The organism is Paenibacillus allorhizosphaerae (assembly GCF_042659105.1).
Taxonomy (GTDB): Bacteria; Bacillota; Bacilli; order Paenibacillales; family NBRC-103111; genus Paenibacillus_G; species Paenibacillus_G allorhizosphaerae.
The window spans coordinates 129,736-154,780 of sequence record NZ_JBHSRV010000006.1; the positions used below are offsets into that span (position 1 = coordinate 129,736).

The 25,045-nt window shown below is 54.7% G+C and carries 21 protein-coding genes; 12 read left to right on the forward strand and 9 right to left on the reverse strand.

The features are described from left to right. Positions 1 to 280: 280 nt before the first annotated feature. The gene (locus ACFQI7_RS21990; protein WP_054974055.1) at positions 281 to 478 is read right to left on the reverse strand and encodes a cold-shock protein; all 198 of its coding nucleotides are present in this window, start codon (positions 476 to 478) and stop codon (positions 281 to 283) included. Positions 479 to 571: 93 nt separating this feature from the next. Beyond that, positions 572 to 1,297, reverse strand: coding sequence for a class I SAM-dependent methyltransferase (locus ACFQI7_RS21995; RefSeq protein ID WP_218101047.1), 726 nt, complete (start codon positions 1,295 to 1,297; stop codon positions 572 to 574). A 272-nt stretch (positions 1,298 to 1,569) separates the two neighbouring features. Here ACFQI7_RS21995 and ACFQI7_RS22000 point away from each other — a divergent pair, with 272 nt between their 5' ends. Both ACFQI7_RS22000 and ACFQI7_RS22005 read left to right on the forward strand, forming a co-directional pair. Further along, positions 1,570 to 1,803: a hypothetical protein gene (locus ACFQI7_RS22000; protein ID WP_218101046.1), complete on the forward strand. Its 234-nt coding sequence runs from the start codon at positions 1,570 to 1,572 to the stop codon at positions 1,801 to 1,803. Positions 1,804 to 2,084: 281 nt separating this feature from the next. Beyond that, positions 2,085 to 2,894, forward strand: coding sequence for a TerC family protein (locus tag ACFQI7_RS22005; RefSeq protein ID WP_218101045.1), 810 nt, complete (start codon positions 2,085 to 2,087; stop codon positions 2,892 to 2,894). An 84-nt stretch (positions 2,895 to 2,978) separates the two neighbouring features. Here ACFQI7_RS22005 and ACFQI7_RS22010 read toward each other — a convergent pair whose 3' ends face one another. Then, complete coding sequence (locus tag ACFQI7_RS22010) at positions 2,979 to 4,673, reverse strand: thiamine pyrophosphate-binding protein (protein ID WP_218101044.1); 1,695 nt, start codon at positions 4,671 to 4,673, stop codon at positions 2,979 to 2,981. Positions 4,674 to 4,806: 133 nt separating this feature from the next. Here ACFQI7_RS22010 and ACFQI7_RS22015 point away from each other — a divergent pair, with 133 nt between their 5' ends. From ACFQI7_RS22015 to ACFQI7_RS22025, 3 genes are all read left to right on the forward strand, one after another. Continuing rightward, a complete protein-coding gene (locus ACFQI7_RS22015) occupies positions 4,807 to 4,989 on the forward strand; it encodes a hypothetical protein (protein ID WP_218101043.1) in 183 nt (60 codons plus the stop codon). 231 nt (positions 4,990 to 5,220) lie between these two features. After that, the gene (pepF, locus tag ACFQI7_RS22020; protein WP_218101042.1) at positions 5,221 to 7,011 is read left to right on the forward strand and encodes an oligoendopeptidase F; all 1,791 of its coding nucleotides are present in this window, start codon (positions 5,221 to 5,223) and stop codon (positions 7,009 to 7,011) included. Positions 7,012 to 7,155: 144 nt separating this feature from the next. Further along, positions 7,156 to 9,630 carry a beta-propeller domain-containing protein gene (locus ACFQI7_RS22025; protein ID WP_218101041.1) on the forward strand — a complete coding sequence of 825 codons (2,475 nt, stop codon included), beginning with the start codon at positions 7,156 to 7,158 and terminating at the stop codon, positions 9,628 to 9,630. A gap of 168 nt (positions 9,631 to 9,798) precedes the next feature. On the opposite strand, the gene ACFQI7_RS22030 is transcribed toward ACFQI7_RS22025, so the two are convergent. The 3 genes from ACFQI7_RS22030 to ACFQI7_RS22040 form a co-directional block, all read right to left on the reverse strand. Next, positions 9,799 to 10,623: a DUF92 domain-containing protein gene (locus ACFQI7_RS22030; protein ID WP_218101040.1), complete on the reverse strand. Its 825-nt coding sequence runs from the start codon at positions 10,621 to 10,623 to the stop codon at positions 9,799 to 9,801. A gap of 128 nt (positions 10,624 to 10,751) precedes the next feature. Further along, positions 10,752 to 11,384, reverse strand: coding sequence for a fumarylacetoacetate hydrolase family protein (locus tag ACFQI7_RS22035; protein ID WP_218101039.1), 633 nt, complete (start codon positions 11,382 to 11,384; stop codon positions 10,752 to 10,754). 125 nt (positions 11,385 to 11,509) lie between these two features. Further along, entirely contained in the window at positions 11,510 to 13,099 is a 1,590-nt protein-coding gene (locus ACFQI7_RS22040) for a CapA family protein (protein WP_230415304.1), read from the reverse strand. Between the two features lie 452 nt (positions 13,100 to 13,551). On the opposite strand from ACFQI7_RS22040, the gene ACFQI7_RS22045 reads away from it, so the two are divergent. The 6 genes from ACFQI7_RS22045 (at position 13,552) to ACFQI7_RS22070 (ending at position 18,693) form a co-directional block, all read left to right on the forward strand. Then, positions 13,552 to 14,328, forward strand: a complete 777-nt coding sequence (locus ACFQI7_RS22045) for an ABC transporter permease (RefSeq protein ID WP_218101038.1) — start codon at positions 13,552 to 13,554, stop codon at positions 14,326 to 14,328. Continuing rightward, complete coding sequence (locus ACFQI7_RS22050) at positions 14,325 to 15,116, forward strand: ABC transporter permease (RefSeq protein ID WP_218101037.1); 792 nt, start codon at positions 14,325 to 14,327, stop codon at positions 15,114 to 15,116. Before ACFQI7_RS22045 ends, ACFQI7_RS22050 begins: the two co-directional genes overlap by 4 nt. Before the next feature lie 16 nt (positions 15,117 to 15,132). Beyond that, complete coding sequence (locus tag ACFQI7_RS22055; protein WP_218101036.1) at positions 15,133 to 16,104, forward strand: ABC transporter ATP-binding protein; 972 nt, start codon at positions 15,133 to 15,135, stop codon at positions 16,102 to 16,104. 118 nt (positions 16,105 to 16,222) lie between these two features. Beyond that, positions 16,223 to 16,978 (forward strand): metallophosphoesterase family protein, encoded by a 756-nt coding sequence (locus tag ACFQI7_RS22060; RefSeq protein ID WP_218101035.1) that lies wholly within the window; start codon positions 16,223 to 16,225, stop codon positions 16,976 to 16,978. Positions 16,979 to 17,249: 271 nt separating this feature from the next. After that, positions 17,250 to 18,461, forward strand: a complete 1,212-nt coding sequence (locus ACFQI7_RS22065; RefSeq protein ID WP_218101034.1) for an MFS transporter — start codon at positions 17,250 to 17,252, stop codon at positions 18,459 to 18,461. A gap of 49 nt (positions 18,462 to 18,510) precedes the next feature. Further along, entirely contained in the window at positions 18,511 to 18,693 is a 183-nt protein-coding gene (locus ACFQI7_RS22070; RefSeq protein ID WP_218101033.1) for a hypothetical protein, read from the forward strand. Positions 18,694 to 18,809: 116 nt separating this feature from the next. Here ACFQI7_RS22070 and ACFQI7_RS22075 read toward each other — a convergent pair whose 3' ends face one another. The 3 genes from ACFQI7_RS22075 to ACFQI7_RS22085 all read right to left on the reverse strand — a co-directional run bounded on the left by ACFQI7_RS22075 (position 18,810) and on the right by ACFQI7_RS22085 (position 23,901). After that, on the reverse strand, positions 18,810 to 20,690 hold the full coding sequence (locus tag ACFQI7_RS22075) for a bifunctional metallophosphatase/5'-nucleotidase (RefSeq protein WP_218101032.1): 1,881 nt from the start codon (positions 20,688 to 20,690) through the stop codon (positions 18,810 to 18,812). A gap of 93 nt (positions 20,691 to 20,783) precedes the next feature. Next, positions 20,784 to 22,118 (reverse strand): ABC transporter substrate-binding protein, encoded by a 1,335-nt coding sequence (locus ACFQI7_RS22080; RefSeq protein WP_218101031.1) that lies wholly within the window; start codon positions 22,116 to 22,118, stop codon positions 20,784 to 20,786. A 13-nt stretch (positions 22,119 to 22,131) separates the two neighbouring features. Next, positions 22,132 to 23,901, reverse strand: coding sequence for an alpha-1,3-galactosidase-related protein (locus tag ACFQI7_RS22085; RefSeq protein ID WP_218101030.1), 1,770 nt, complete (start codon positions 23,899 to 23,901; stop codon positions 22,132 to 22,134). 190 nt (positions 23,902 to 24,091) lie between these two features. Here ACFQI7_RS22085 and ACFQI7_RS22090 point away from each other — a divergent pair, with 190 nt between their 5' ends. Next, entirely contained in the window at positions 24,092 to 24,964 is an 873-nt protein-coding gene (locus ACFQI7_RS22090; RefSeq protein ID WP_218101029.1) for an AraC family transcriptional regulator, read from the forward strand. Positions 24,965 to 25,045 lie beyond the last annotated feature (81 nt).

A 25,045-nucleotide genomic window follows, 5' to 3' on the forward strand; every position in this document is an offset into this window, starting at 1 on the left:
GGATTTTGCGCATAAATTTAAAAAACCGTTTCCGAATGAATCATTCGAAAACGGTTTTCATTTGTTTTTTGTCGCAAGATAGAACACAACTGCTCAATTGTGAAAAGAAAACTATCTGATCGATGTGACTCGGGCGAGCGACCGCACGGGATGCGGTAAGTTTTCTTACGAAATCAAGAAGCGAAGTTCAAGAAGTAAATCGTTTTGATTTCTTGAAAAAACTTATATCGATTCAACCATTGTCCAGTACAGAACAGGTTGGATTAGTTAGTTTTCAATCTTACAGTTTGTGAACGTTAGCTGCTTGTGGTCCGCGGTTGCCTTGAACGATTTCGAATTCAACCGATTGGCCTTCTTCCAATGTTTTGAAGCCTTCGCCTTGGATTGCGGAGAAGTGAACGAATACATCGTCGCCGCCTTCTACTTGGATGAAGCCGTAGCCTTTTTCTGCGTTAAACCATTTTACTGTACCTTTCAATGAAAACAACCTCCTAGATGTATCGCCATCATGGGCGAATGTGTAAATTATATCACCGTTATAAGGATAAATCAACTCGCTTAAAAATATGCGTCAGCGCTCCGGAGCGTGCTTAATGACGCATAAAAGCTCGGAAGATCCTGGAATAAACGGCAGTTCCGAACGTACAAATTCCGCTTTCGCACCGCGCTCGTGAAGCTCATGGATGAGACGATCCATATGCGGATAACGATCCCATCCCAGCGTATAAACCGGATAAATCCGCACCTCGCCGCCCGGCTTGCATACCCGCAGCAGCTCGCGAACGGCTTCCGAATGAAACGTATAATCAAATTGCTCGTGGTACAGAAACAGGAAGTGACTGCACAGCACGACTCCGAACGTATCGTCTACAAAAGGAAGTCTCGGCAGCTCGGCCGCGATATATTTGCTTTTAACCGCATCTCTCCGGTAATCGGCGATGAATCGTTCGAGCGCTTGCTCCCGCATGGCGCGGTGCTGCTCCAAACTTCCGTAAAAACTCCAGTCAAACTGCTCCTGCAACTTCGACAGCTTCTTTGTCGAAACTTCGATCTCCCGCGCACCGTGCGCGTATATGTCTTCGGGCGGCTTCGCATACAGCGGATCGGCCGCCACGGCTTGAATTCCTTGATCGGATAGTCCCGCGACAAAAGACGAGGCTCCTCCGGAAACGTCCAATACGGGACCTACCGCCGCCATATCCATCTTCAGCGCAAACATCCTCACGTACTCTTCATGCGACCTGCATGTCATGGCTACGCCCGTTTGTTCATACTTTTGTTTCTGTTGTTCGCTCATCTTACTCAGCTCTCCTCTGCTCAGCTACTTGCTATAAATAAGCCTCCACCCGCCCTCCGGCCTCGGTGCTGAAGCTTATGGCACATTGTAGCATTCGGATCGTCCCGTTGGCAATAGCTTCCTTCCGCTTTTTTCGAAAATCGCGGCAGATTCGGCCGGATCCCCTTACGGCTGCCCGATTGGAATGCGGGTCTCTTGCATTTCCACGCCCGTTAAGGTATCATTTTCGCGCATGGACTATCATTTTTCACGAAACGGAGCCCGCGAACGTCATGATCAAAAAACATATCATATACAAGAAAGACAAGTGGAACATGCTCACCGTCGAAGTCAACGGCAAGCAGCTTATTTTGCGCGAAATTTCCGATCAATGGGGCGAAGACTGCCATACGTTTCTCAGCCGGCCGGAGATGATGCATTGGGTGAACGAGCGATTTCCCAAGCAATCGTTCGAGGGCAGCGAGGAAGAATATGAAAGTATGATGGAAGCATTCCGCCAAGTATGACGAAAAAAGGAAAGCCTGCCGCTGAAAAAGGCTTGACTCCCACCTTGTCCATTCGTTATAATGAGGGCAATTACATAAGGATGTCCTCCAAAGGGGAGTAGCTGTTACAGTAAAGTCGTCAGTTCGGGTTCCTGCAAGAGCCCCGGCTTTATTGGCAACGATCATGTTGTTAGCAAGACCTTTGCCTATAACGGTAAGGGTCTTTTTCTGCGTATGAAATGACCTTTACCGTATGGTAGAGGTCATTTTTGTGTAAATTATACAAAAAGGAGTGGCTCAGCATGGAACTTTTGTCCGCTGAATTTTTTGCCGCATTGCTCAGCATTATTCTGATCGACCTTGTGTTGGCAGGTGACAATGCGATTGTCATCGGACTTGCCGCCCGGAATCTTCCGAAGACACATCAAAAACGCGCCATCATCTGGGGGACGGTAGGCGCGGTCGTCATACGCGCTGCTGCGACGCTGGCCGTCGTTTGGCTGCTGGGACTCCCGGCGCTGCTGCTTATCGGGGGATTCATCCTCATCTGGATCGCTTACAAACTGCTCGTCGACAATAAAGATCACGCCATCGAAGCGAAGCCTCAACTATGGCCGGCGATCCGTACCATTATTATCGCGGATGCGGTGATGGGCTTCGACAACGTCATGGCCGTCGCGGGAGCGGCTCACGGCGATTTCATCCTCGTCATTATCGGTCTATTGATCAGTGTGCCGATCATGGTTTGGGGGAGTACGCTCTTCATCCGGTGGGTGGAGAAATACCCTTGGATCATTTATATCGGTTCGGGCGTGTTAGCCTTTACAGCAGGAAAAATGATTACGGGCGATCTGTTCGTAAAAGCATATTTTGAAGAAAACGTCATCTTGAAATGGGTCATTATCGCCGTTATTGTGGTCGGTGTCATGCTAGCAGGCTTATGGAAAAAAATGCTTGGCTTCTTGATTTCGGTCAACGAACGGGGGCAGCTCACGATTCCGCACGAACTGGAAACGGAAGCGAATATTCAGCCGGACGACAGTTTCCGGGCAAGCCGGGACGAGAAAGGACGAATCGTCCTCGTGAAGCTGGAAGCGGAACGGTTGACTTGATATCCCATTGAAATAAGCGGAGCGGCAGCAAGCCGGGAAACCTCGTGTTTCTCTTCCCCTTGCAGGCCGATCCGCTTTTTCATTTCAAATCTTCGTATGCGGCACCGGAATGCAGGCGGTCGTCGCCTCGATCAGCGTCGGCTTACGGGAGGCCAGCGCCTGCTGCAGCTGCTGCGCAAACTCGGCCGCCGTCGCAGCTTTCGTACCGGCACCGCCGCAAGCTTGAGCAAGCAAAGCGAAATCGGGATTGCGGATTTCGCTGCCCAGTTTGTTCATCCCCGCAGCTTCCATCCAGTGCTTTTCCATCGCGTAGGCGCCGTTGTTGCAGACGATCCATACGATCGGCAGCTGCTGTTCGACCGCGGTCTGGAATTCCATGATCGTCTGCACGGCCCCGCCGTCCCCCGCAATCGCGATCACCTGCCGGTTCGGATAGGCGAGCTGCGCCGCGATGGCCGCCGGCAGCGCGAAACCAAGCGTCCGCCAGCGGCCGGAGACCAATATTTCCTGAGACGGCTTCGCCTGGAAGATGCGGTTGAACCATAAGGTCAAGTCGCCTGTATCGACGGCGAGCACCGCATCCTCCGAGGCGTGCTCGGCAATCAGCTTCATGATGCGCTGCGGCGGAATTGGCGTCCCGTCGCTGCTGGCCTCCGCCTCGATCCGCCGCTTCCAGCCGGCGGTCGTTTCTTTCACACGCGCAAGCCACGGGCTGCGATCTTTGCTTGCAGCGGCAGCCAACCTGTCGCTCAGCTTCGGCACGAACTGCGATAAATCGCCCACGATCCCTTTATGCAGCGGGTGACCGATGCCGATCGCCTCGCGGTTTTGATCAATCTGCACGATCCGCGCCTGCATCGGCACATAATCGTCCGGCCACCACGTGGCGCCGAGCATCACAATCAAATCCGCCTCCGAGAGCAGCACGCTGGACGCTTCGCTGCCCGCTTGCCCCAAGCCGCCAGCATACAGCACGTGATCGTTCGGGAACAACGGCCGCGCCGGCAGCGTCGTCACGACCGCCGCGTTCAGCTTCTCGGCCACCGTCTTCACCTGTTCCCGCACCGAAGCGGAGCCGCGTCCGATAAGCAGCACCGGCCGCTGAGCCGCCTCTATCAGCTGCACGAGTTCCTCCGTTTCCGTATCCGAAGCGTATAATGGCTGGTACAAGTGGCTGCCGCAGGGCGCCGGCTCTCCTCGCACCTGACCCGCATACAGGTCCTTCGGGATGGACAGGAGCGTCACCTGTCCTTGCGTGAGCGAATGGACCAGCAATTGCTCCATCAGCTGCGGCAGCGCATCCGGATGGGCAAGCAGCTCGGAACGGTCGCTAACCGCGGCGCTCAGCTTTTGCTGGTCGATATACTGCTTTGAGTGCGTTCCGTACTTTGACGTTTCGACTTGTCCCGCGAGCGCAAGCACCGGGCTTCGGTCCATCGCGGCATCGGCCAGCCCGTTCAGCAGGTTCGCGATCCCGGGACCGCTGGTGGCAAGGCATACCGCAAGCCGCCCCGTCAGCTTCGCTTCCGCTGAAGCCATGAGCGCAGCTCCGCCTTCGTGACGGCACGGAATATATCGGATGTCGTTCTGTTTTCCAAGCTCATCCAATAAGCTTAAATTGGCGTCTCCGATGACGCCGTAGATGCGTTCCACATTCCAGAGACGAAGCTGTTCAAGAACAAACTGCGCTACGGTCCGCTGCGTACCGGGTTTGGGCTGCCCTGCATTGACCGGAGCTTGCTGCGGAGCTGCGGGAGATAAAGTCGCTGTTTCACTCATGGAAGTAGTTTCTCCTTTCCTTTTTTCGAGCATAGTCTGCCCTTCTGCCCGAGAAACACTCCGGGGCGGCTGAAGGAAATCACCAGGACTTGGCGAACATATAGTAACCAACAGGAACAAGAGGTGACAATGAATGAATAATGCTGCGTCGATTATTACGTTTTTGATCGTTTCTTTTTCACTCGCGCTGGTTCTTATTATGAAGAAGGATAGCTTGCCTTCCGGAGTGAAGCGACCGCTGGCGCTGCTGGCGCTCGTGATGGTCGCGTTCTCGTTCGTGCTGATCGTATACAGCTTTTTGGCCGCTCCGATGTAGCGGTCTGGCCATTAGACTTCTTCCTGGGAATTCCATATACTAATATTTGAGCCGCGCTCCGTCCATACTATACAAAGCTTTCCTGATGGACATCTTATCCATGGAGCGTGAGCGGTTATGCGACTTGTTCCCCTATTGTTAACCGTGATGCTGCTTTCCGGTACGCTTGTTGTTCCCGCGACCCGGGCGGACGGCATGACGAAACCAAATCATTTGTCAAGGAGGGCTCCCATGAATCAAGTACTGAAGCGAAGCGAGGTTCCCGAAGAGCATCGTTGGAATTTGGAGGACATGTTCAAGAGCCAGGAAGCCTGGGATCAGGAGTATCAAGAGGTTCTAAAGGAGCTGAAGGAAGTCGCTCGTTTTCAAGGCAAGCTGAACGACGCTTCTGCCATTAAGCAATGCTTCGATCTCGAGGATCAAATTTCGCTGAAAACGGAACGTTTATACGTATACGCCAACATGAAGCATCACGAAGACATGGCGGATCCTACATATCAAGCTTTATCGGATAAAGCGACCAAACTAAGCGTGCAAACGGGCGAAGCGACTTCGTTCATCTCGCCGGAAATATTGAGCCTGACCGACGAGAGGCTTCAGAAGCTCGTCAGCGCGCCGGAGCTTTCATTCTACAAACGGACGCTGGAGGAAATGATCCGCCAGAAGCAGCACGTGCTCAGCAAAGCGGAGGAAGTGCTGCTCGCGCAGGTCGGCAATATGTCGCAGGCGCCAAGCACGATCTTCGGCATGCTGAACAATGCCGATCTCAAATTTCCGAAAGTGAAAAACGAAAAAGGCGAAGAAGTGGAACTGACCCACGGCCGTTACATTCAATTTCTCGAAAGCCGCAACCGAAGTGTCCGCAAACAAGCGTTCGAAACGATGTACGCGACCTACGCGAAGCAGAAAAACACGATAGCCGCCACCTTATCGGCCAACGTGTCCAAAAACATATTTTACGCGAAGGCGCGCAAGTATCCTTCCGTTCTCGAAATGTCGCTGTTCGGCGACAACATCGACAAGGAAGTGTACACGAATCTCATCGATGCCGTACACGAAGCGCTGCCGCTCATGTACCGTTATATGGAGCTCCGCAAAAAGCTGCTGAAGGTTGACGAGCTGCATATGTACGATTTGTTCGCGCCGCTCGTGGACGAATTCGATATGGACATTACGTATGACCAGGCGAAGCAGACGGTCAAAGAAAGCTTGAAGCCGCTTGGCGACGCTTATTTGAACACGCTGCAGCAAGGGTTCGACAACGGCTGGATCGACACCTACGAGAACGAAGGCAAACGAAACGGGGCCTACAGCTGGGGAGCGTTCGGCACGCATCCTTACGTGCTGCTGAACCATAAGGACAACTTGAACAGCATGTTCACGCTGGCACATGAAATGGGTCACGCGCTTCATTCGTACTTGTCGGATGAAAACCAGCCGTACCGTTATGCGCAGTACACCATTTTTCTGGCTGAAGTGGCTTCCACGCTGAACGAAGCGCTTTTGATGGATTACTTGCTGAAGAGAACGACGGATCCGAAGGAGAAAATGTACCTCCTCACCTATTACATGGATCAATTCCGCACGACGGTGTTCCGTCAAACGATGTTCGCGGAGTTCGAAAAAATCATTCATGAAAAGGCCGAGCAAGGCGAATCGTTGACACCGCAACTACTCAGTAAAGTTTACTACGACCTGAACGTGCTGTACTACGGCAAGGACATGGTGGTGGATCAGGACATCGAGATGGAATGGGCGCGCATTCCCCATTTCTACAACAGCTTCTACGTGTACAAATACGCGACCGGCTTCTCGGCGGCGACCAGCTTCGCAAAGCAAATTTTGGACGAAGGGGCGCCGGCGGTCGATCGGTACCTCGGTTTCCTGAAAAGCGGAGGAAGCGACTACTCGATCAATATCCTGAAGCGCGCAGGTGTGGATATGTCTACGCCGGAGCCGATCAAACAGGCGATGAGCGTATTCAAGGATCTGCTTGGACAGATGGAAGCACTGGCAAAATAAGCAGCGTGAAGTGAAGACTGAGGCCGGCCAACGCCGCTTCGGTCTTATTTTTCAAAAAAACAGGGACGGGCATCATGGCGAGTGAAACATCTTGGCTCCATCCTGCGTCTGAAAGGTAAATCTATCCTTTGGGGGGAGTTTTAGGTGAGAAAAAGTACGCTTGTCGCAACTTTGCTTGCGCTGGCCTTGCTGACATCGGCTGCGCCTGTGCAGCCGTCCAATGCAGCGAACGCCGAAAAAGGCATCGCGGTACAGCTCAACGGGAATCCCATCCGGCTTGCCGTCGCTCCGCGTCTGGTCGGCAGCACGCTCATGATCCCGCTTCGCGATATTTCCGAATCGCTTGGCGTGTCGATTTCGTGGGATGACGGGCGGCAAACGGTGACCGCCGCGAAAGGAGACCGCACGATCCGGCTAACCGTCGGCAGCAAAGAGGCGCTTCGCGGCAATGCCGCCGTCCAGTTGGAGGAAGGTCCGCTGCTTGAGAACGGCACGCTGCTCGTCCCGCTTCGTTTCTTTAGCGAGTCGTACGATTTCAACGTGTATTGGGACGGCTTGAATCAGACGGTATCGATCGTGGACGCGGACAAAAGCTTGCCGACCGTCGGTTCGCTCGAACGGATGCAGGAACTGCTGAGGGATTCGCCGGCGGCAAGTTCCTACCGGTCGATGGCCAAAACGATGGTGACGATGGATTCCGCAGCGACAGAATCGAAAGCGGTTGCTTCGGTTCCAGCAGCAGCGGGTTCTTCGGGAGCCGGAGCCAATGGTGCCGGAGCCGGCGCCCCTTCCTACTCCGGAACGAACGTGCAGGTGGAAGGCGTCGACGAAGCCGACGTCATCAAAACGGACGGAACGTACATTTATCAAGTGAACCGGGATCGCGTCATCGTCTCACAAGCGTATCCGGCGGAAAGCATGAGCGTAGTAAGCACCGTGTATTGGGCGGATCCGAACTTCAATCCGCGTGAAATTTACGTGGATGAGAAGCAGCTTGTCGTCATCGGCAATACGTATTATTCGGAAAAGGGACAATCGGTGCAGCCTGCTCCCGCGGTCCAGCCGATGGGGCCCGATACGGCGGTTAGCAGCAAAATCGCCATCTGGCCCGGACCGCGCGGCCGATCGGCGACCAAAGCGATCGTATACGAGCTTGGCGACCGTACCAACCTGAAGCCTGTCAGAGAAGCGGAATTGGAAGGAAGCTACATTTCTTCCCGCAAAGTCGGCGATTCGCTATATATCGTAGCGAACAAAGGCATCAATTACCGGATCATGCCGCTGAACGGCAAATCCCAGCCCGACCCGGCGTCCATCGAAACACCGTCGTACCGCGATTCGGCTGCGGGCGACGCTTACATCAAGATCGGTTTTGAGGATATCCGCTATTTCCCGAAGTCGGTTGAGCCGAATTACTTGCTGGTCGGCGGTATAAGCCTCAGCCAGCCGGATCAGAAAATGCAGGTCACGAGCTACCTCGGTTCCGGACAATTCGTCTACGCGTCTCAGAACAATCTGTATGTAACCGTGAACGAGTACGAACCCGCTGTTCCGCCGGCTGATGCCGCCGAACCGGCTTCAGGCCAAGGACGCGATGCCGTAGGAAAGATTATGCTGCCAAGGCCGACGCCGATGGATTCGAACAGCGTGATATACAAGTTCGCCATGAATAACGGATTGGTACAATACGCAGGCCGCGGCAAAGTTCCCGGACATCCGCTCAATCAATTTTCCATGGACGAATCGAACGGAAATTTTCGAATAGCCACCACGAGCGGTGAAATATGGCGCAATGACGAATATACGTCCAAAAATAATTTGTATGTGCTGAACGATGCGATGAGCATTACGGGCAAAATTGAAAATATTGCGCCGGGCGAACGCATTTATTCGGTCCGTTACGCCGGAAACCGCGCTTATATGGTCACGTTTAAAAATGTGGACCCGCTGTTCGTTATCGATTTGAAGGACCCGGCTGCCCCAAGCATCCTCGGGCAATTGAAAATTCCGGGCTACAGCGACTACTTGCACCCTTATGACGAGAATCATATTATCGGCTTCGGCAAAGATACGGTGGAGGTAACGAGCAAGAGCAGCACGCCGGGTGCGGAGACGACCGCCTATTATCAAGGCATGAAACTCGCAATGTTCGATGTGACCGATGTAGCGAATCCGAAGGAGCTGTTCAAAGAAACGATCGGCGACCGAGGCACGGACTCGGAGCTGCTGCGAAATCACAAGGCGCTGCTCTTCTCCAAGGAGAAAAACTTGCTCGCCTTCCCGGTAAGCGTTGCGGAAATGAAGTCGCCCTCGCCTTCGACCGACCCTTCCAGGGAGATTATGCGATACGGGGAGTTTACGTTCCAAGGAGCCTATGTGTATCAGCTCGACTTGACGAAAGGGTTCCAGCTGCGCGGCAAAATTACGCACCTGTCCGACGGCGATATCAAAAAAGCAGGCCGCTCTTGGTACGGCAGCGATAAAAATATCGAGCGGCTGCTGTACATCGGCGATACGCTGTACACTTCGTCGCAAAGCATGATCAAAGCGAACGATTTGAAAGATTTGCACGAGATCGGCGCTTTGACGCTGCCACCTTGGACGCCGAAAAAGCCGTAAAGCTTGGCATTTCCGCCTCCTTAAGGTACAATGGGCACAAGAATGAACCCGGATGGAGGCCGTTCGCAGCATGGTTACCGGCATTATTGTAGTCTGTGTTATTATTGCACTCGTCATTTCGGCTATGGCCATATATGTTACGAACAAAGCGTATTCACGCAAGGACGATTAGAGGGACCACGCCAGAAGCCAGCTGACCAGACCGCCGAAGGCGGAACTGATCGCATTGACGGCATCGTTGGTCATCCACGATGCCCCCCGAACCCGCACCGCCGCTGCATCGCAGTGGCGGTTTTTTTCGATTTCTTTCCCGCATACCCGGCAGCGGTACATCGCTTGCAGGACGGCGCCGAGCCATGAGTCCGCCAACGACCCGGCCAGCCCTCCGGCGAGGCCCATCATCACGAGGCCCCAGGCGGATGAAGCGATGCCGTAATTCGCCTCCGGCCCATTCGCTTGTGCCAACAACAGCCAGCCGACAGCGCCGATGAACAGTCCCCCAGCCGCCGATGCGGCCAGTCCAAGCGGCGTAATGCCGCCCGACGTGCCCGCCGGAACCTTGCGGCCGCTGACGATCGAGCGCGGCATCGTGCGGCTGAGACCTCCGATTTCGGTGGCCCACGTATCGGCGTTGACCGTCGCCATCACGCCTATGAACGCGGCCCACCATGCCGGATGCGGCAGCAGCGCATGGCCGAGGCACAGCAGCAGGCCAAGGCCTCCGTTTGCCGCCACTTGCCCGGCATCCCGCCGCCCCGACTTGGCGTAAACGCTCTCGGCCGCCGCTTTCTTGCGGCTTTTCCACTTTGACAGCAGTGTGGATGACATAAAGAACGCGATCAGCGTTCCGAACCAAGCCGCGCTGCCGGCGGCATACATCAGCGTTCCGAGCACGACGGCAGCGGCAAAGCCCGAGATGGAAAGCGACCGCTTCGCATACGCCGCTCCGGCTATGGCCGCACTGCCGGCAAGACCGATCAATACGTTGATCATCCGTTACCCTCCCTTGGTTATGGATTATTCAGAACAAAGCACAACAAAGGCTACCCAAGGCAGCCTTTGCGTCGATGCTTTTATCTCGATATATCGTTTGAGTCGATCCGTTTCCTCGTGTCCTGCCGTTATTGTTCGAGCCGTGCGGTAAAAGCGCCGAACGCTTCCGTTCCCCAGTACAATATGTAGCGATCCCCGTCTTTCACCGCGGCTACGCCTGCGGGCGTACCCGTATAAATGATATCTCCCGCACCCAGCCCGTAATGCCGCGCGATGTAATCGATGACCGTCTGGAAATCGAAAATCATGTCGTTCAAGTTCCCCCGCTGCACCTCCATCCCGTTCTTCACAAGCGTATACTCCACTTGTTTCGCTTCCTCGAATCCGGGAAAGCTGCGGAACGGTGTGAGCGCAGCCGAATTCAGGAAGCCTTTGGCCGGGAGCCACGGGTGGCCCTTCTTTTTCAGCACGGACTGCACGTCGCGCAGCGTAAAATCGATTCCGAGCGCCATCCCGTCGACCAGTTCGTTCACGGTTAGGCCGTGCTCGTAGTTTCGTCCGATCCGCAGCACCAGCTCGGCCTCGAAGTGCACTTCCCCCCGGCTGCCGGGCAGCACGATCTCTCCGCCGTCAATTGCAGCGAGCGCATGGGTCGGCTTCGTGAAGATCATCGGTTCTTCAGGCACATCATTCCCAAGTTCCGCAGCATGCAGGCCGTAATTTCGGCCGACGCAATAAATATTACGAATCGTCTCGCTCATCTTCGTCACTCATCCTTTATCTCATGTTAGTTTCGCACGTTCCCCATGCGTGGAGCGGCATAGTAGCCCCGTACTGTGACTCGTGCGACCAGTCGTCATCCAGAACTAAACACCGGCAAAGTCCGTTACGGCGATGACTCCGACGGTTTCTTTGCTCCCGCCGGTATGTCAGTCTCGGTCGTCTTCGATCCCGGCTGCGAAGTGCCGGATTTCTTCGCGTCGGACTGCTTCGGATCACCGCCTTGTTTAACGTCGCCCGGTTTGGTCTCCGATTTCTTCGGGTCGCTCTTCTTCGGATCGGATGATTTCGGATCGGGCGTTTTCGCCCCGTTTTGCTTCGGATCGGATTGCTTCACGTCACCGGGTTTCGTTTCGCCAGTCTTCGCGGTTCCCGGCTTCGTCTCCCCTTGCTTCGCGCCATTCCCGTTTCCGGTCCCGGAAGGCTGGGTCGCAGCCGGCGTCTTCGCCGAATCCGTATTTTTACCCGTCTCGGCCGGCTTCTGCGTCTCCGGCTTCTTCACGCTATCCTGCGGCTTGACTATGGAAGATTTGGGCGTCCGGACCGGACCGGGCGTTATTTTCCCTTCCTTATCGATTTTCGCATTGACGGATATTCCCGTCAACCGTTCGAACAGCTTCAAGCCGTCTTCCTCCGGCATTTGGATCGGCTGGGCCCATTTTGTAATGATCGGCACCATGCTTAATTCGCAGGTGCGAGCTTTCGTACAGGATGCTTCCAATATCATGCTTTCCCAGGTCATCGGGATGTTGTTGGTCGTGAATATAAAATTGCCGAGACTGTAGGCGATCCATTTGCCTTTATACTGCTCGAAACCTTGAAGCACGTGCGGGTGGCTCGCGATGACAAGATCGGCGCCGTTGTCGATATACAGATGTGCCAGGTCGGTCTGGTGCTTCACCTGCAGGTCGTTCCGTTCTTCTCCCCAATGCGCGATCACGACGACCAGATCGGCCTGTTCCCTCGCCTTGGCGATCGCTTCGAGCGGAAGCTTCGTACTGTACGTTTCCGCCAGACCCGGTTTCGATTTGCCCGCATACCAGCTCGTCTCCGGAATTACCCGGCTGAAGCCCAGGAACGCAATTTTGATCCCCTGATGATTCATAATGACAGAACGGTAAGCTTCCTCCGTGTTTCGGCCCGCGCCGACGCGCAGTATACCGTACTGATCCAAATAATCGAGCGTATCGACCAGCCCGTCCTGGCCGTAATCCATACTATGATTATTGGCCAAATTAACCAGATCGATCCCGGCCTTCTTCATTACCGGCAGCATCTCCGGACTGGAACGGTACACATACTCCTTCGTCTGCGCCGAGCCGCGCAAAGTAATCGGCGTTTCGAGATTCGCTACCGTAATGTCCGCCTTTTCCAGATACGAGTTCACATATTTGAACGGATACTCCTTGCCTTTCTCGCGAATCAAATCGTTCACTTTATCCGCAAACATCACATCGCCGATAAACGTAAGATTCACGCGTTCTTCCTGGACCGGCTGGACAGTTCCCCCGGATGAATCCGGCGGCGGCTTCTCATTCGGAGCTGTGCCTGCGGCAGAATTCGATCCGCCGCTATCGTTCGGCTTGCCCGTTATTCCCGGCGATTCCGCCGCGACTTGTCCCGGCCCCGAATCGGACGGCTGATCAAGCCAATGAACGAGGTAAGCAAATGCGCCGATCGTCAGCACGGTCAGCACGCCGATCTTCAGGAACAGCGTTTTTTTAAATTTCGTTTCCTTATGTTTTTTATGCTTCTCAGAACGCGATGTAATTGTAACCTACTCCTTTTCGCGGCTGCCTTCCATAAACGAGCGCAAATGTTCTCATTGCTCCATTATACCAAATCATGCCGCCGCGGTCATGGGCCAAAGTTCCAATAAACCGGGCATGCCGCCGGCTTCGGGGAAGCTTTCCGCTCCAGGACGGCAGGTATAACGTAGAACAAAAAAACAATTGCCAACTCCTGTAAAGTTTTGGTATGATGAACTTCCTCTCTTTATTTGGCTGCTCGCCTAACTCCCAAGATCAACTGGCTGTTTCCTGCTTCCGCTGCCGTTACCAGCGCGTCGCAAGGCCGGCCGTCACGCAGTCGTTCGCATGCTGCAATCCAATTTCACTTGGCAACGATACTACTTGTTCGGAGGTGTGTATGCTTTTTGCCGTACTAGCTAAAAAGGCGTTTGCCCGCAACTTGCAGTACCGGGCCTCGCACGCGATCAATACGGTCGCCAGTGCGGTGTTCGGGCTTATTTACGTGTCCATTTGGAAGGGCATCGGAAGTACCGGAGGAGGAAGCGAGTATACGCTGGACAACGTGATTCATTACGTCGCGTTCAATCAAGCGGTGTTATGGATTACGCTATTCCTCACGAACGGGCTTGGAATTCAGCAATCCGTGCGGACCGGACAAATTTCGCTTGACTTGATGCGCCCGGTTCATCTGTTTTATCAGTTGACGTGCCGGGAATGGGGCCAAATCGGCTACCAGCTGTTGTACAAGACGCTCCCAATTTATCTGATTTACGTATGGACGATCTCCTTGCCGGTTCCCCGCGATGCCAAGACGTGGTTCTGGACGATCGCTGCGCTTGCATCCGCTGCCTATCTCAACATCTGCATCAACTATCTTATCGGCGTAACGGCACTTTGGACTACCGAATCCGCCTGGCTGTACTGGGTGCATTTTTCCGTTTCCAGCATATTATCGGGGTTCCTCATTCCTATCGAATGGCTTCCCAGCTGGCTGCAGCGCATTTCAACCGTAACCCCGTATCCTTACATGCAGCACGTTCCGAGCAAAATATATTTGGGCCTCTCTTCCCCGGACACCATGTTCGGCGGTCTATTGTGGTGTGCGTCCTTCACTTTGCTATGCTTTGCGGCGACAGCCGTCGTCCGGCATAAGGTGGAGGTGCAGGGCGGATGAACATGATCCGGTTGTTCGCGCTGCTCGTTAAAGCCAGCGTCCGGAGCCGCATGCAATATAAATTCAACTTCTGGCTGTCGACCGTGCTTGCTGCTGTCGTGAACGCAACCGATTTTCTGCTGATCTCGATCATATTATGGAAGTTCGACCGGATTCAAGGATGGAGCTTATACGAGATCGGCTTTTTGTATGCTACCGTGATGCTGTCCAAGGCACTGTACCGCATGTTCGCCAACGATGTTCATCACCTGGAAAAATATTTGGTATCCGGCGATCTCGACGGCCTGCTGATCCGGCCGATTCCGGTGCTGCTCGCGCTGATGTCGCAAAACTTCCGGCCGATGCTCGGCGAATGGACGCAAGGAACCATTATATTGACGGTGTGCATTATCCAGATGTTAGGAACCGGGCAAATCGGCTGGATCGCTATTCCGCTAACCGCACTCGTCATTGTGACCGGCGCCTTTATTTTGTTCGCCATCGGCCTCGGAACGGCGACGTTCGGATTCTGGATCACGCGGATTAGCGATTTGCAAAATTTGACGGAGGATGCGGCTCGTACTGCGGTGCAGTACCCGATGGAGCTATATCCCGTCTGGCTGCGGACGCTGCTGCTCACGGCAGTGCCCGTCGGCATGGCCAACTATGTGCCGGCGCTGTACATCCTGCGCCACGCTTTCGGCCCTTGGCTGCTTCCCGGCGTCATGGCGTTCGCCGCTTTGTTCCTGTGGCTGATGTTCCGTTTCTGGCGGCTCGGCCTGTCCCGTTACCAAAGCACCGGCAGTTAGAAAGGAGAAACCGGATATGATTGAAGTGAATCATCTGCATAAAAGCTTTCGGATGCCTTCCAAAGACAAGAGCCGCTGGAAGCGTCTGAAGGCATGGGCGACCGGCCGCGAACCGGCAAAGGATGCCGTGCGCGACATCAGCTTTACGATTACGAAAGGCGAATTTGTCGGCTACATCGGTCCGAACGGCGCCGGCAAATCGACGACGATCAAGATGCTGACCGGTATTCTTCACCCGACTTCCGGCGAGGTGCTGATCGACGGCCTGAGCCCGCACAAGGAAAGACGCAAGGTCGTCAGGCGGCTGGGCGTCGTATTCGGGCAGCGCAGCCAGCTATGGTGGGATTTGCCGGTCCGCGACTCCTTCGACATTCTCGCCGCCATGTACCGTACGGATGAGCAGCATAAAAAGCGGATGCTGGCAGAGCTCGACGACCTGCTGACGCTGCACGAATTTATGGATACGCCGGTTCGCAAGCTGTCGCTCGGTCAACGGATGCGCGCGGACCTTGCCGCCGCCATGCTGCATGAGCCGGACATTTTATTTTTGGACGAACCGACGATCGGTCTCGATGTCGTGGCGAAGCGCAACATTCGGAAGCTGCTGGCCTCTGTCAACCGGGAGTTCGGGAAAACTGTGCTGCTGACGACGCACGATATGGACGATATCGAGGAGCTGTGCAGCCGCGTCATGGTGATTAACCACGGCGCGCTTGCTTACGACGGCACCACGCAAGAGCTTCGCGAACGCATCGGGCTGCCGACGATTTTGCGCGTCACGTTCCGTGAGTCCGTCGCCGTCCCGGATAACGCGCAGCACGGTTTCAGCGTCGGCGACGGAAACGGCGGCACGGAGCTGACGGTGCACTTCAACCGGCATGAGATGCAAGCCATGGAAGTGCTTCGTCGGCTGGAACAGTTCGGAGCGGTAGTCGACATGCATATGGAAGAACCGGATTTCGAAGACGTGATCCACAAAGTGTATTGACTCGCGTTTCATATACGTGCTCCCAGGGATAAACCGTTTCGGGCGGTTCCCACTGTGTGGTATAATGGTGGCACATCCAAACTGGAATCGTTTACCAACCAACGAGAGGAACGCATTCGTGGACAACATCGCCATCATCTCCGACATTCACGGAAATATTCCTGCCCTTGAGGCGGTTGCCAGCGATATTCGCAACCGGGGCATACGCCGCATCATTTGTCTTGGAGACCTTGTCGGCAAAGGACCTCAACCTGCAGAAGCGGTCGAACGGATCCGCGAACTTTGCGAAATGACGGTGCTCGGCAACTGGGATTTGGGCATCGGCCGCCCCCAGGTGCTCGAAGCAGGCAAATGGCAGCTGCAGCAGCTCAGTGCAAGCCGATTGAACTACTTGGCGCAGCTGCCGTTTTGCGCGGAGCTGACGATGAGCGGCAGGCGCATCCGGCTGGTGCATGCCTCCGCCAAGAGCGTCTACCACCGGGTTCACCGTGAAGCGAACAAAGAGGAACAGCTCGCCATGTTCGCGAATACGGAGTTGACGGGCGATTTTGACGGCATATCTGGGCTAGCTCCCGATGTCGTCGGCTATGGAGATATTCATGTTCCATTTGTACATACGCTTGAATCGAAAGAGCGGCAAGGGCTCATGCTGTTCAATACCGGCAGCGTAGGAGCGCCTTACGACGGACTGGCGCAAGCCAGCTACGCCATATTGGAGGGGATCGCCAACGAAACAAGGCCAGCCCCGTTCTCCGTTCGGCTCGTACGCGTTCCGTACGACGTCGAGCGGGTGATTGCCATTGCCGAACGGGCGGGCATGCCGCAGTTGGACCGTTTTTGCTATGAGATGCGCGCCGGCCTGGAGCAACAGTAGGCCGTTCACACCGCTCTCTTCTGCGCGCGTTGCGGTGCTGTAAGACAGGCGGTCAAATCGGATCCCTATTTCCGTTTCGGCATGACGGTACGCGCAAGTACCGCAATAGCAGCGGGATGGACTGGGTACGATGCAGATGATTTCCGCGACCAGGCCAGGCGATGCAAGGAACGCATCAATTTGTGCTATAATACAAAGGAATAATTATCCGAGAATGGTAAACCGACGCTAGCATGTGTTATTTGCAGCAACAAGAAAGAAGGATACCGTTTTGGCAAACTGGAAAATCAATCTGATCGTACTGTGGTTCGGCAACTTCCTCGTCATGGGCGGCATGACGATGATTGTCCCGTTTCTGCCGCTCTATATCCAGGAAATGGGTATTCACGATGCGCACGAGGTCGCCATGTGGGCAGGAATCATCTTTGCCGGCAACTTTGTTACCTCGTTTATTTTTCAGCCGATATGGGGCGGTCTAGCCGATCGGTATGGTAGAAAGGTCATGCTTCTTCGTTCCGGCTTCGGTATGGCGGTCGTCATGACGTTGATGGGATTTGCGCTCACGCCGTGGCATTTGCTGCTGCTGCGCATGCTCAACGGCGTGATCTCGGGCTTTGTCCCGGCAGCGGTTTCGCTGTTGTCGACGAATACCCCCCGCGAGAAGATGGGGATGGCCATGGGAACGCTGCAGTCCGGCGGGGTGGCCGGCACGATACTCGGTCCATTGTTCGGCGGATTACTTGCCGAATGGATCGGGTTTCGGCCGATCTTTTACATCACCGGCGGGCTGTTGTTCGCCGCTTCGCTTCTGGCAACTTTCCTTGTGAAAGAATCGTTCGATTCGGCACAGGCGAAAAAGCGCCCGAAGCAATCGATTCTGGTCGGTCTCAAAGAGTTGAGCAAAATCAAAGAACTGCCGGCGCTGTACTCCGTTACGTTCGTTATCCAGTTCTCGATTCTCAGCTCGATGCCGCTGATCCCGCTATTCGTGCAGGAGCTGCACGGAAGCGGACAGCTTCTTGCTTTTTACGCCGGGCTGGTCGGGTCAATCACGGGCTTCTCCAACATGATTGCCTCTCCCCTTCTCGGCAAAATCGGAGACCGGATCGGTTCGGTCAAAGTGCTCGCGATCGCGCTGATCGGCGCAGGGCTCGCTTTCATTCCGCAGGCGCTCGTCACGAACATATGGCAGCTATTCGCCGCCCGCTTCATGCTCGGCGTATTTATGGGCGGTCTTCTGCCTTCGGTGCAAACGCTAATCCGGCAGTATACGCCGAACGGGATGGAAAGCCGCTCCTACGCTTTTAATACAAGCGCCCTCAGCTTGGGCAACATGCTCGGGCCGGTCATCGGCGGCGCCATTTCCGGATGGATCGGCATCCGCGGTATTTTTATGGTTGCGACAGTGATGCTGTTGCTGAATATGCTTTGGGTGCGCCTGACGCTTTACCGGCGTACTTCAAATACAACTTCCGAGAGCTAGATCGTCCATAGCGTGTTGCTTTGCTCATTTTCCGCAGGAGGTGCTTGGTATGAAAATTAATGTTAAAAAAGTATTGTTCATCCTGGTCTGCGCGGAATTAATGATTTGGTATTACGGAAGTATGGAGCTTCGCGAACCGCCCCGGTCCGTCGTGCTGCACGATAAAGGCCAGCCGAAGAAGCCGGAACTCCCAACGCAGCAGCCGGAACCCGAATTAAAAAAAGCTTCCTGAGCTATTCGGCTGCGGCAATAGGCAATCGGAACGCGATTCCCCGAACCGCTGCGGAGGGGAGCGCACCACTCATAACAAAGGAGCCCTGAACAATTTCAGGGCTCCTTTGTTCATGCTTACGGATTGACCGGACGAATCCGGTTGAGTTCAGGTATGTTCACGAGACCTTGCTTTTTCAAGTAGTCGGCAACCGGCCACGAAGCGACTCGCTTTGCGCTAGCGTAGCCGGCGAATGTCGGATACGTCGCGGCACCGGAGACGACCAGCAGCCCCGTTGTAGCTACCCGGTATGATTTCTTCGGATCGACGGGCTTATCGTTAACGAACAGCCGGGACGGATCAATACGCTGCCCGATCGGCTTCGTCCGGTCGTACACATACCGGACGTTATGCGAAACGTTCAGCGGATTGAACGCTTCCGTTCCGTCCGGCTTCTTCTTCCATTGTTCCTCCAGAATGCGAACGATCTGCTCGCCGGTAAAACTGACGTTGACTTGCGAAATTTGCGTTCCATAGGCATCGAACAGCTCCCCGAACGTAATCATTCCGTCACGGTCGCCCGCATTTTGACCTTTAGCGTAGGTCAAATCCCGCTTCGGGTCGCCGGAAGTAAGCGCAAGGTCGGCCGGATTCGGCCTGTCGGCTTGGCCGGAGGCATAAAAAGCATCGGCGATGACATCGGATAGCGCGCTTTCGCCTGAGGCATTGCGCGTCCGGGGCAAATCGCCGGACAGTTTGGCCAGTGGCTCCGCCCATTTTTCTTTCGCGCGTTGCACCCAGTACGAAACGAGATTTGCGATTTCCGGATCGGGCGTTAAATCCCGCGTGACAGGTCGATTGTTGGCTATCGTTTGTTCCCGGATGACGTCTTTGGACGCCGCATCGATCTTCAAATTCACTTCGGTAATCAGCTTGCCGTGAAAGCCGCCTTCCATGACAGGCCGCGGGTTGCCGGCAGGATCGTTAATCATGCAGTTAAACGCCTCATGCCAGTGCCCCGTCAGAATGACGTCAATGGCCGGCGACGCATATTTGGCAAAGTCGATGGCCGGTCCGGTCGGGTTAAGGCAGCCGTTATAAGGTCCGCTCTGCTTTGCGCCTTCATGCAGCAGCAGGATGATCGACTGAACGCCCTGATCCTGCAGTTCCTTGGCATAACGGTTAGCCGGCTCCACAAGCGCTCTCGCCGCAGGGTCCGACGGCATGCCCGCTTTCAGCTCGGGCGCGGCGTCCGCCGCAAGAACGCCTATCTGAACCGACAGCGGTTCTTTGGTCAAGGCGGCGGCTTCCGTCAGACCGATGATGCCGACGGGAATCGTCCCCCCGCGCCCGTCGGGCACGTTCTTGATGACGTATGGCTTCAGCACGAGCTGGTTCGTAAGGACATCGCGGATATTCGCGCTGAGATATTCGAAGGCGGCGCCGCTGAACGGCTTACCGGCGGAGTTCTTGTAGCAGCTGTCTGCGTCCGCCGTGTCGAAGCATTGTCCCTTCATCATATGCTGGGTCAAAAAATCGGCGGATATATCGAATTCATGGTTGCCGGCTACAGACGCCTCGACGCCGATTTTGTTCAAAAACTCGATCGTCGGCTCGTTCTTGAACGCTTCGACTTCGAATGGCCAGCCGCTGAAGTTGTCGCCGACCGACAGCAGCATCGAATGCCCCTGCCCCCGTTCGGCTTTGAGCTTCTTCAGATGCGCCGCAACGTACGTCGCCCCGCCGACCCGAAGCTGGCCTTCCGGCGTGACGAGTTGACCGTTGTTTTTGTCAGCGGTAGGCTGCAAGTAGCCGTGAAAATCGGTAAGCGAGAGCAGTTGGAGCTCGATGGGAGCGGAGCCGGCGGCGGGTTTCGTCTCGTCCTTCGGCAACAGGCTGGAACAGGATGACAAAGCAACCGCAAGCGCCGCAGTCAATAACCACGCGGCCAGCCGCATGGTTCTTCCGAATTGCCTGTGCTTTTGATACCCTTTGACATTCGATGGTTGAATGGACACTGCTTGAAAAGCTCCTCTCTTGTTCAGCCTGCCGTTTCCGTGTTAGACGCGCGTTTGCAGCACGATCCCGCCCCGTTGTCCGCCAGGCGGGCATTACTTCGTTCCCAGCTTCATCTCTTCCACTTTTTTCGTAATTTCTTCCTCGGTTTCGCGAATGACGGTGTTAATATCTTTTCCGTTGTACAAATCCAATGAGCGGTTATAGGCGATGCCTAAAGCGGTTGCGTCGTAGATCGTCGGGTTTTTCGGCCAGTACTGCTTATTGTAGAAGGCGGCCTTCACGTTTTTCCCTTTCGTATACGGCAAATCCGCAGCAAACGCATCCATCGTATCTTTGGTCAGCAGCACCGGGCCGGCTCCGTTCCGCGAAACCCTCAGCTGCGTTTCTTCGGATAAGGCCGTCAAGACGACTTTGAACGCGTCATCGAGCACTTTGCTGTTCGGGTTCATGAACAAAGAATAACCGCCCGCCGCTTGCGCCGTTTTCGGATATTCTTTGAACACCGGGTACGAGGTCATATCCCAGTTCATATCCGGCACCGTCTGAAGACCCGCCGAGACTAGATTGGGCACGCCGGACATGGCGACGATTTGCGTTTTGTAAAAGTCTTCGTTGTGCCACCTCGTAATATTCGTTTTGTCCTGCGGAAAACGGTTGTTCGGTATGGCAATCAGCTGGGCTAACAAATCGTAGGCCATCCGCCATTCTTTGGTGGAAAGATTGACTTTGCCGGTTTTCGGGTCGAAATAATCCCGCGTGATGCCCCCGGCCAAAAAGTGAATGCTGTTATGGTCGAATCCGATGTACTGCGTGCCGTTATCGGACCGGGTAAGCTGCTTGGCCTTTGTCAATACTTCGTCGAAGGTAACGCCGTCTTTCGGATAAGGGACGCCGAATTTATCGAAGATGTCTTTGTTATAAAACAAGGCGATAAAATTGGTCGAATAAGGAAGCGAAATGACGCCGCCGGTTGAACTGAACGTCTTGACGTAATTGATCGTGCTTTGATCATACTTGCTCAAATCGAGTTTGTACTTTTGAATCATCGGCGTCATGTCGTAGTTGAATCCGAGGTCGCCGATGCCTTTGGCCGTGCCGATGTCGCTGATGACGATATCGGGTACTTGGCCGGCAACGATCATTTCTTCCAGCCGCTTCGTCCCGTTCGTGCCGGGCTTGACGATTTCCAGATCAATATGAGGATACCGCTTTTTCACCGGTTCGATCAACAATTTATTCCAGTAATCGTCGGAAAATTCCTGCCAGTACGAATAGGCGACCACTTTAGCCGGCGCAGACGCTTCCGGCTTCGTTTCTACGTTAGCCTCAGGCGCGCCAGGCGTGCCTGAGCTGCTGCAGGCCGACAGCATCGATGATGCGATCCCGATAGACAGCAGCGGCAGCAAACCGCTTTTTACCAACCTCATGCGAATCCCTCCATTAAATGATGATTCGATTCGTTCCGTCGACCTTAGCCGAATGATCGGCCGAAATATCGACCTTCTCCGTACCAATAAATGCCGTACGCGCATCCTCTGGACATTCGTTGCCGGATATGCAGCTGTTTTTGACGGCCTTGAGCTGAATCGTAAACGGCATCCCTTTGTGCATGGGGTAATCCGAAGTCCGCCTAATGACGTTGTCCCGAAACACGAATCCGTTCACGGAGTGACCGTATACGATACCGATATCGAACGTTTCAAAAACGTTATGTTCGATACGGATGTTTCGGTGGTAGCTTTCGGCATACGCTTCCGGCTCCGCGATTTCCGGATCAATGTCGATCACGGCACGCCCCCAATCCGGGAAGCAGTAATTGCAGGCGAGGAAGCGATTGTGCCGGATGGTCACATCGCCGACAGCCCCTGATTCGTACCATAGATTGGCGTCGCCGGAAATTTTGATGCCCGCCCCCGGTGCGCTGATCGTGTTATGCTCCAGCAGCACCTTTCCCGGCGTCGTAATCAGGAAGCCTCTTGCCCGGTTTGCCCGGACGGTGCATCCGCGCACAGTGAGATCCGCATTCCACGTCTTGTTTTCTACGGCATCGCCAATCCGCATCGTTTCCGGAAGCGGACGATCAAAGGTGATTGCGGTAAAATCGGCGTTTAACCGGTCTGCGCTTACGACTTCCGCCGACGAGTAGGAAGTCAAACTGTCGCTGCGGATAAAGTTCATCTCATCGTGGGGCTCGGCGATGACGACGCCCTTTTGCATGCCGTGAATTAATTGTACAAGGATGGAACGATCCGATAGGCGCTCGGCAATTTTTGCGTAAATGCCGTGCACGTTGAGCGGGTCGTCCAGCTGATTCTCGAAGAGGCAATCTTCCAGCACGATAGCGCCTTTGCAGTTCGTGAAGTGCGTCGCGTCCGCGGTTGCCGTAACCGCTCGGCCGGAACCGGGCTTCAGCCTGACGTCGAACCGGTGCAGGCGGATATCGGTACAGCGCTGCGCGACGAGCCCCATCCCCGGCGCATGATGGACCGTTACATTGTCGATCTGCACGTTCGCGCTGTCCTTGAGGAACAGGCCCGGGTGTTCACGCCGGCCTATGCGCATGACGATGATGTTTCCCGCTTTCGGCATATGCCTCGGCCCTCCGGCAACCCGGATCAGACCCGGCCCGATTTCTTCCATCCGCAGCTTCTTAAACGAGCTCCAGCTAATCCGGTCCCCGCTCTGATAGGCGTGCGCCATTGTGTTCGGGTCGATATCATGCAGCCCCCAGACGGGCTCTTCTCTGCCTCCGAACGTAAAGTACAGCCGCCCGGCGTCCACTTTGTACTTTGCTTCCTCGCGCAGCCGAATTACAAACGATTGTTCCCCAGTCTCTGCAACCGTACCTTGCTCGAACATGGGCCGTTCCCAATCGACGGAGAAATTTCGCAGCGTAATGTTGCGTGCATGCTCCAGCACAAAAGGAATGATGCGGCCGTGAAATATAAATTCCGAGCCTTGTCCGTCAATCGTCAGCCCCTCGGGCCCAATCAAGGGGAAGGCGATCTTTCTTGTCCCTCCTTGATCATGGTTCGTAATGTGGTAATACCCTTCCACCGCCTTCTCGGGATGAAATTGATACGTACCGGCCGGGAAAACCAATGTCGGCCTTTCGACTTCTTTGCAATGCTTCAAGGCACGATACACGGCGAGTGTCGCATCGTGTTCCCGGCCTGCCGTCAAACCGAAATCGTTCAAGTCGATGTTCATATTGAGGTTCTCCTTCTTCGTCCGCGGGAGTGATATGCTGCTTATAGGGGAGAAGTTTGCCGCTCTGTGCCTTGCTTCATGTGGTATACTTGTAGTATAAGAAAGGGTTTACATGCAGCACAATGAACTAAATTGGTAGAAAAGGGTAAAATATTGCGATTGACTCGTTGCGCGAAGGGGAGCCGTGCCTATGCTGCAAGCGAACCAAATATCCAGCTACATCTTTCGTTTTCAAGATACGGCATTGCCGCTGCCTGTCAGTCTGTATGCGGTGGGAAGAGAAAGAAAAACGTCGGATTACAGTCACGCGGGGATGACTCGCAAAGACCGCAGTGGCGCGTATTTGTTCCAGTATACCGTGGCCGGCCAAGCGGCAATCCGGATCAACGATCAGGTGTTTCGGCTGGATGCCGGAACAGGATTCCTCGTTCCGTTTCACAGCGATTATCATTATTACATACCGGAGGAAAGCTGCGACTACGAGTGCTTGTTTCTTTCGTTTGACGGGAATGAAGCGGCCAAATGCTGGTCCTTTTTCGTCAGCCAGCTCGGCAGCGTCCACCATTTCTCCGAGCACTCTTCTCCGATCCGGCTCGCGAATCACATTTACCAGGAAGCCAGCGCAAAAAAAATAAGCGACGCTTACAAGCTCTCTGCGTTCGCCTATCAGTTTCTGATGGAACTATACCGGTACGGCAAAGGGTTAGGTATGCCCAAAGTATGGCCGGAGATCGTAACGCAAGCCGTCCAGCTCATAGACGAGCATTATCATGAAATGAAAAGTTTGGACGAGCTGGCCCACCGTCTCGGAGTTTCCAAATATCATCTGATCAAGCTGTTCAACCGGTCGATGGGCAAAACACCGGTCGAATACTTGACCCGTAAACGCATGGAAAAAGCGGTGGAGCTGCTGCGGACGACCACATGGTCGCTCGAACAAATATCGCAGGAGATCGGCTATGCGGACGTCAACTATTTCAGCAAAGTATTCCGCAAGTCGCTCGGCATCCCGCCGGGCCGGCTGCGCAAAGACTACGACTCGTACGATTTCATGTTCGATTGACAAGAAAGCTGCCGATCAAAGCTCTTTCGATAACGCTGCCTAAAACGCTGAATGGGAGCCGCCGAGTCCATGTTCGGCCGC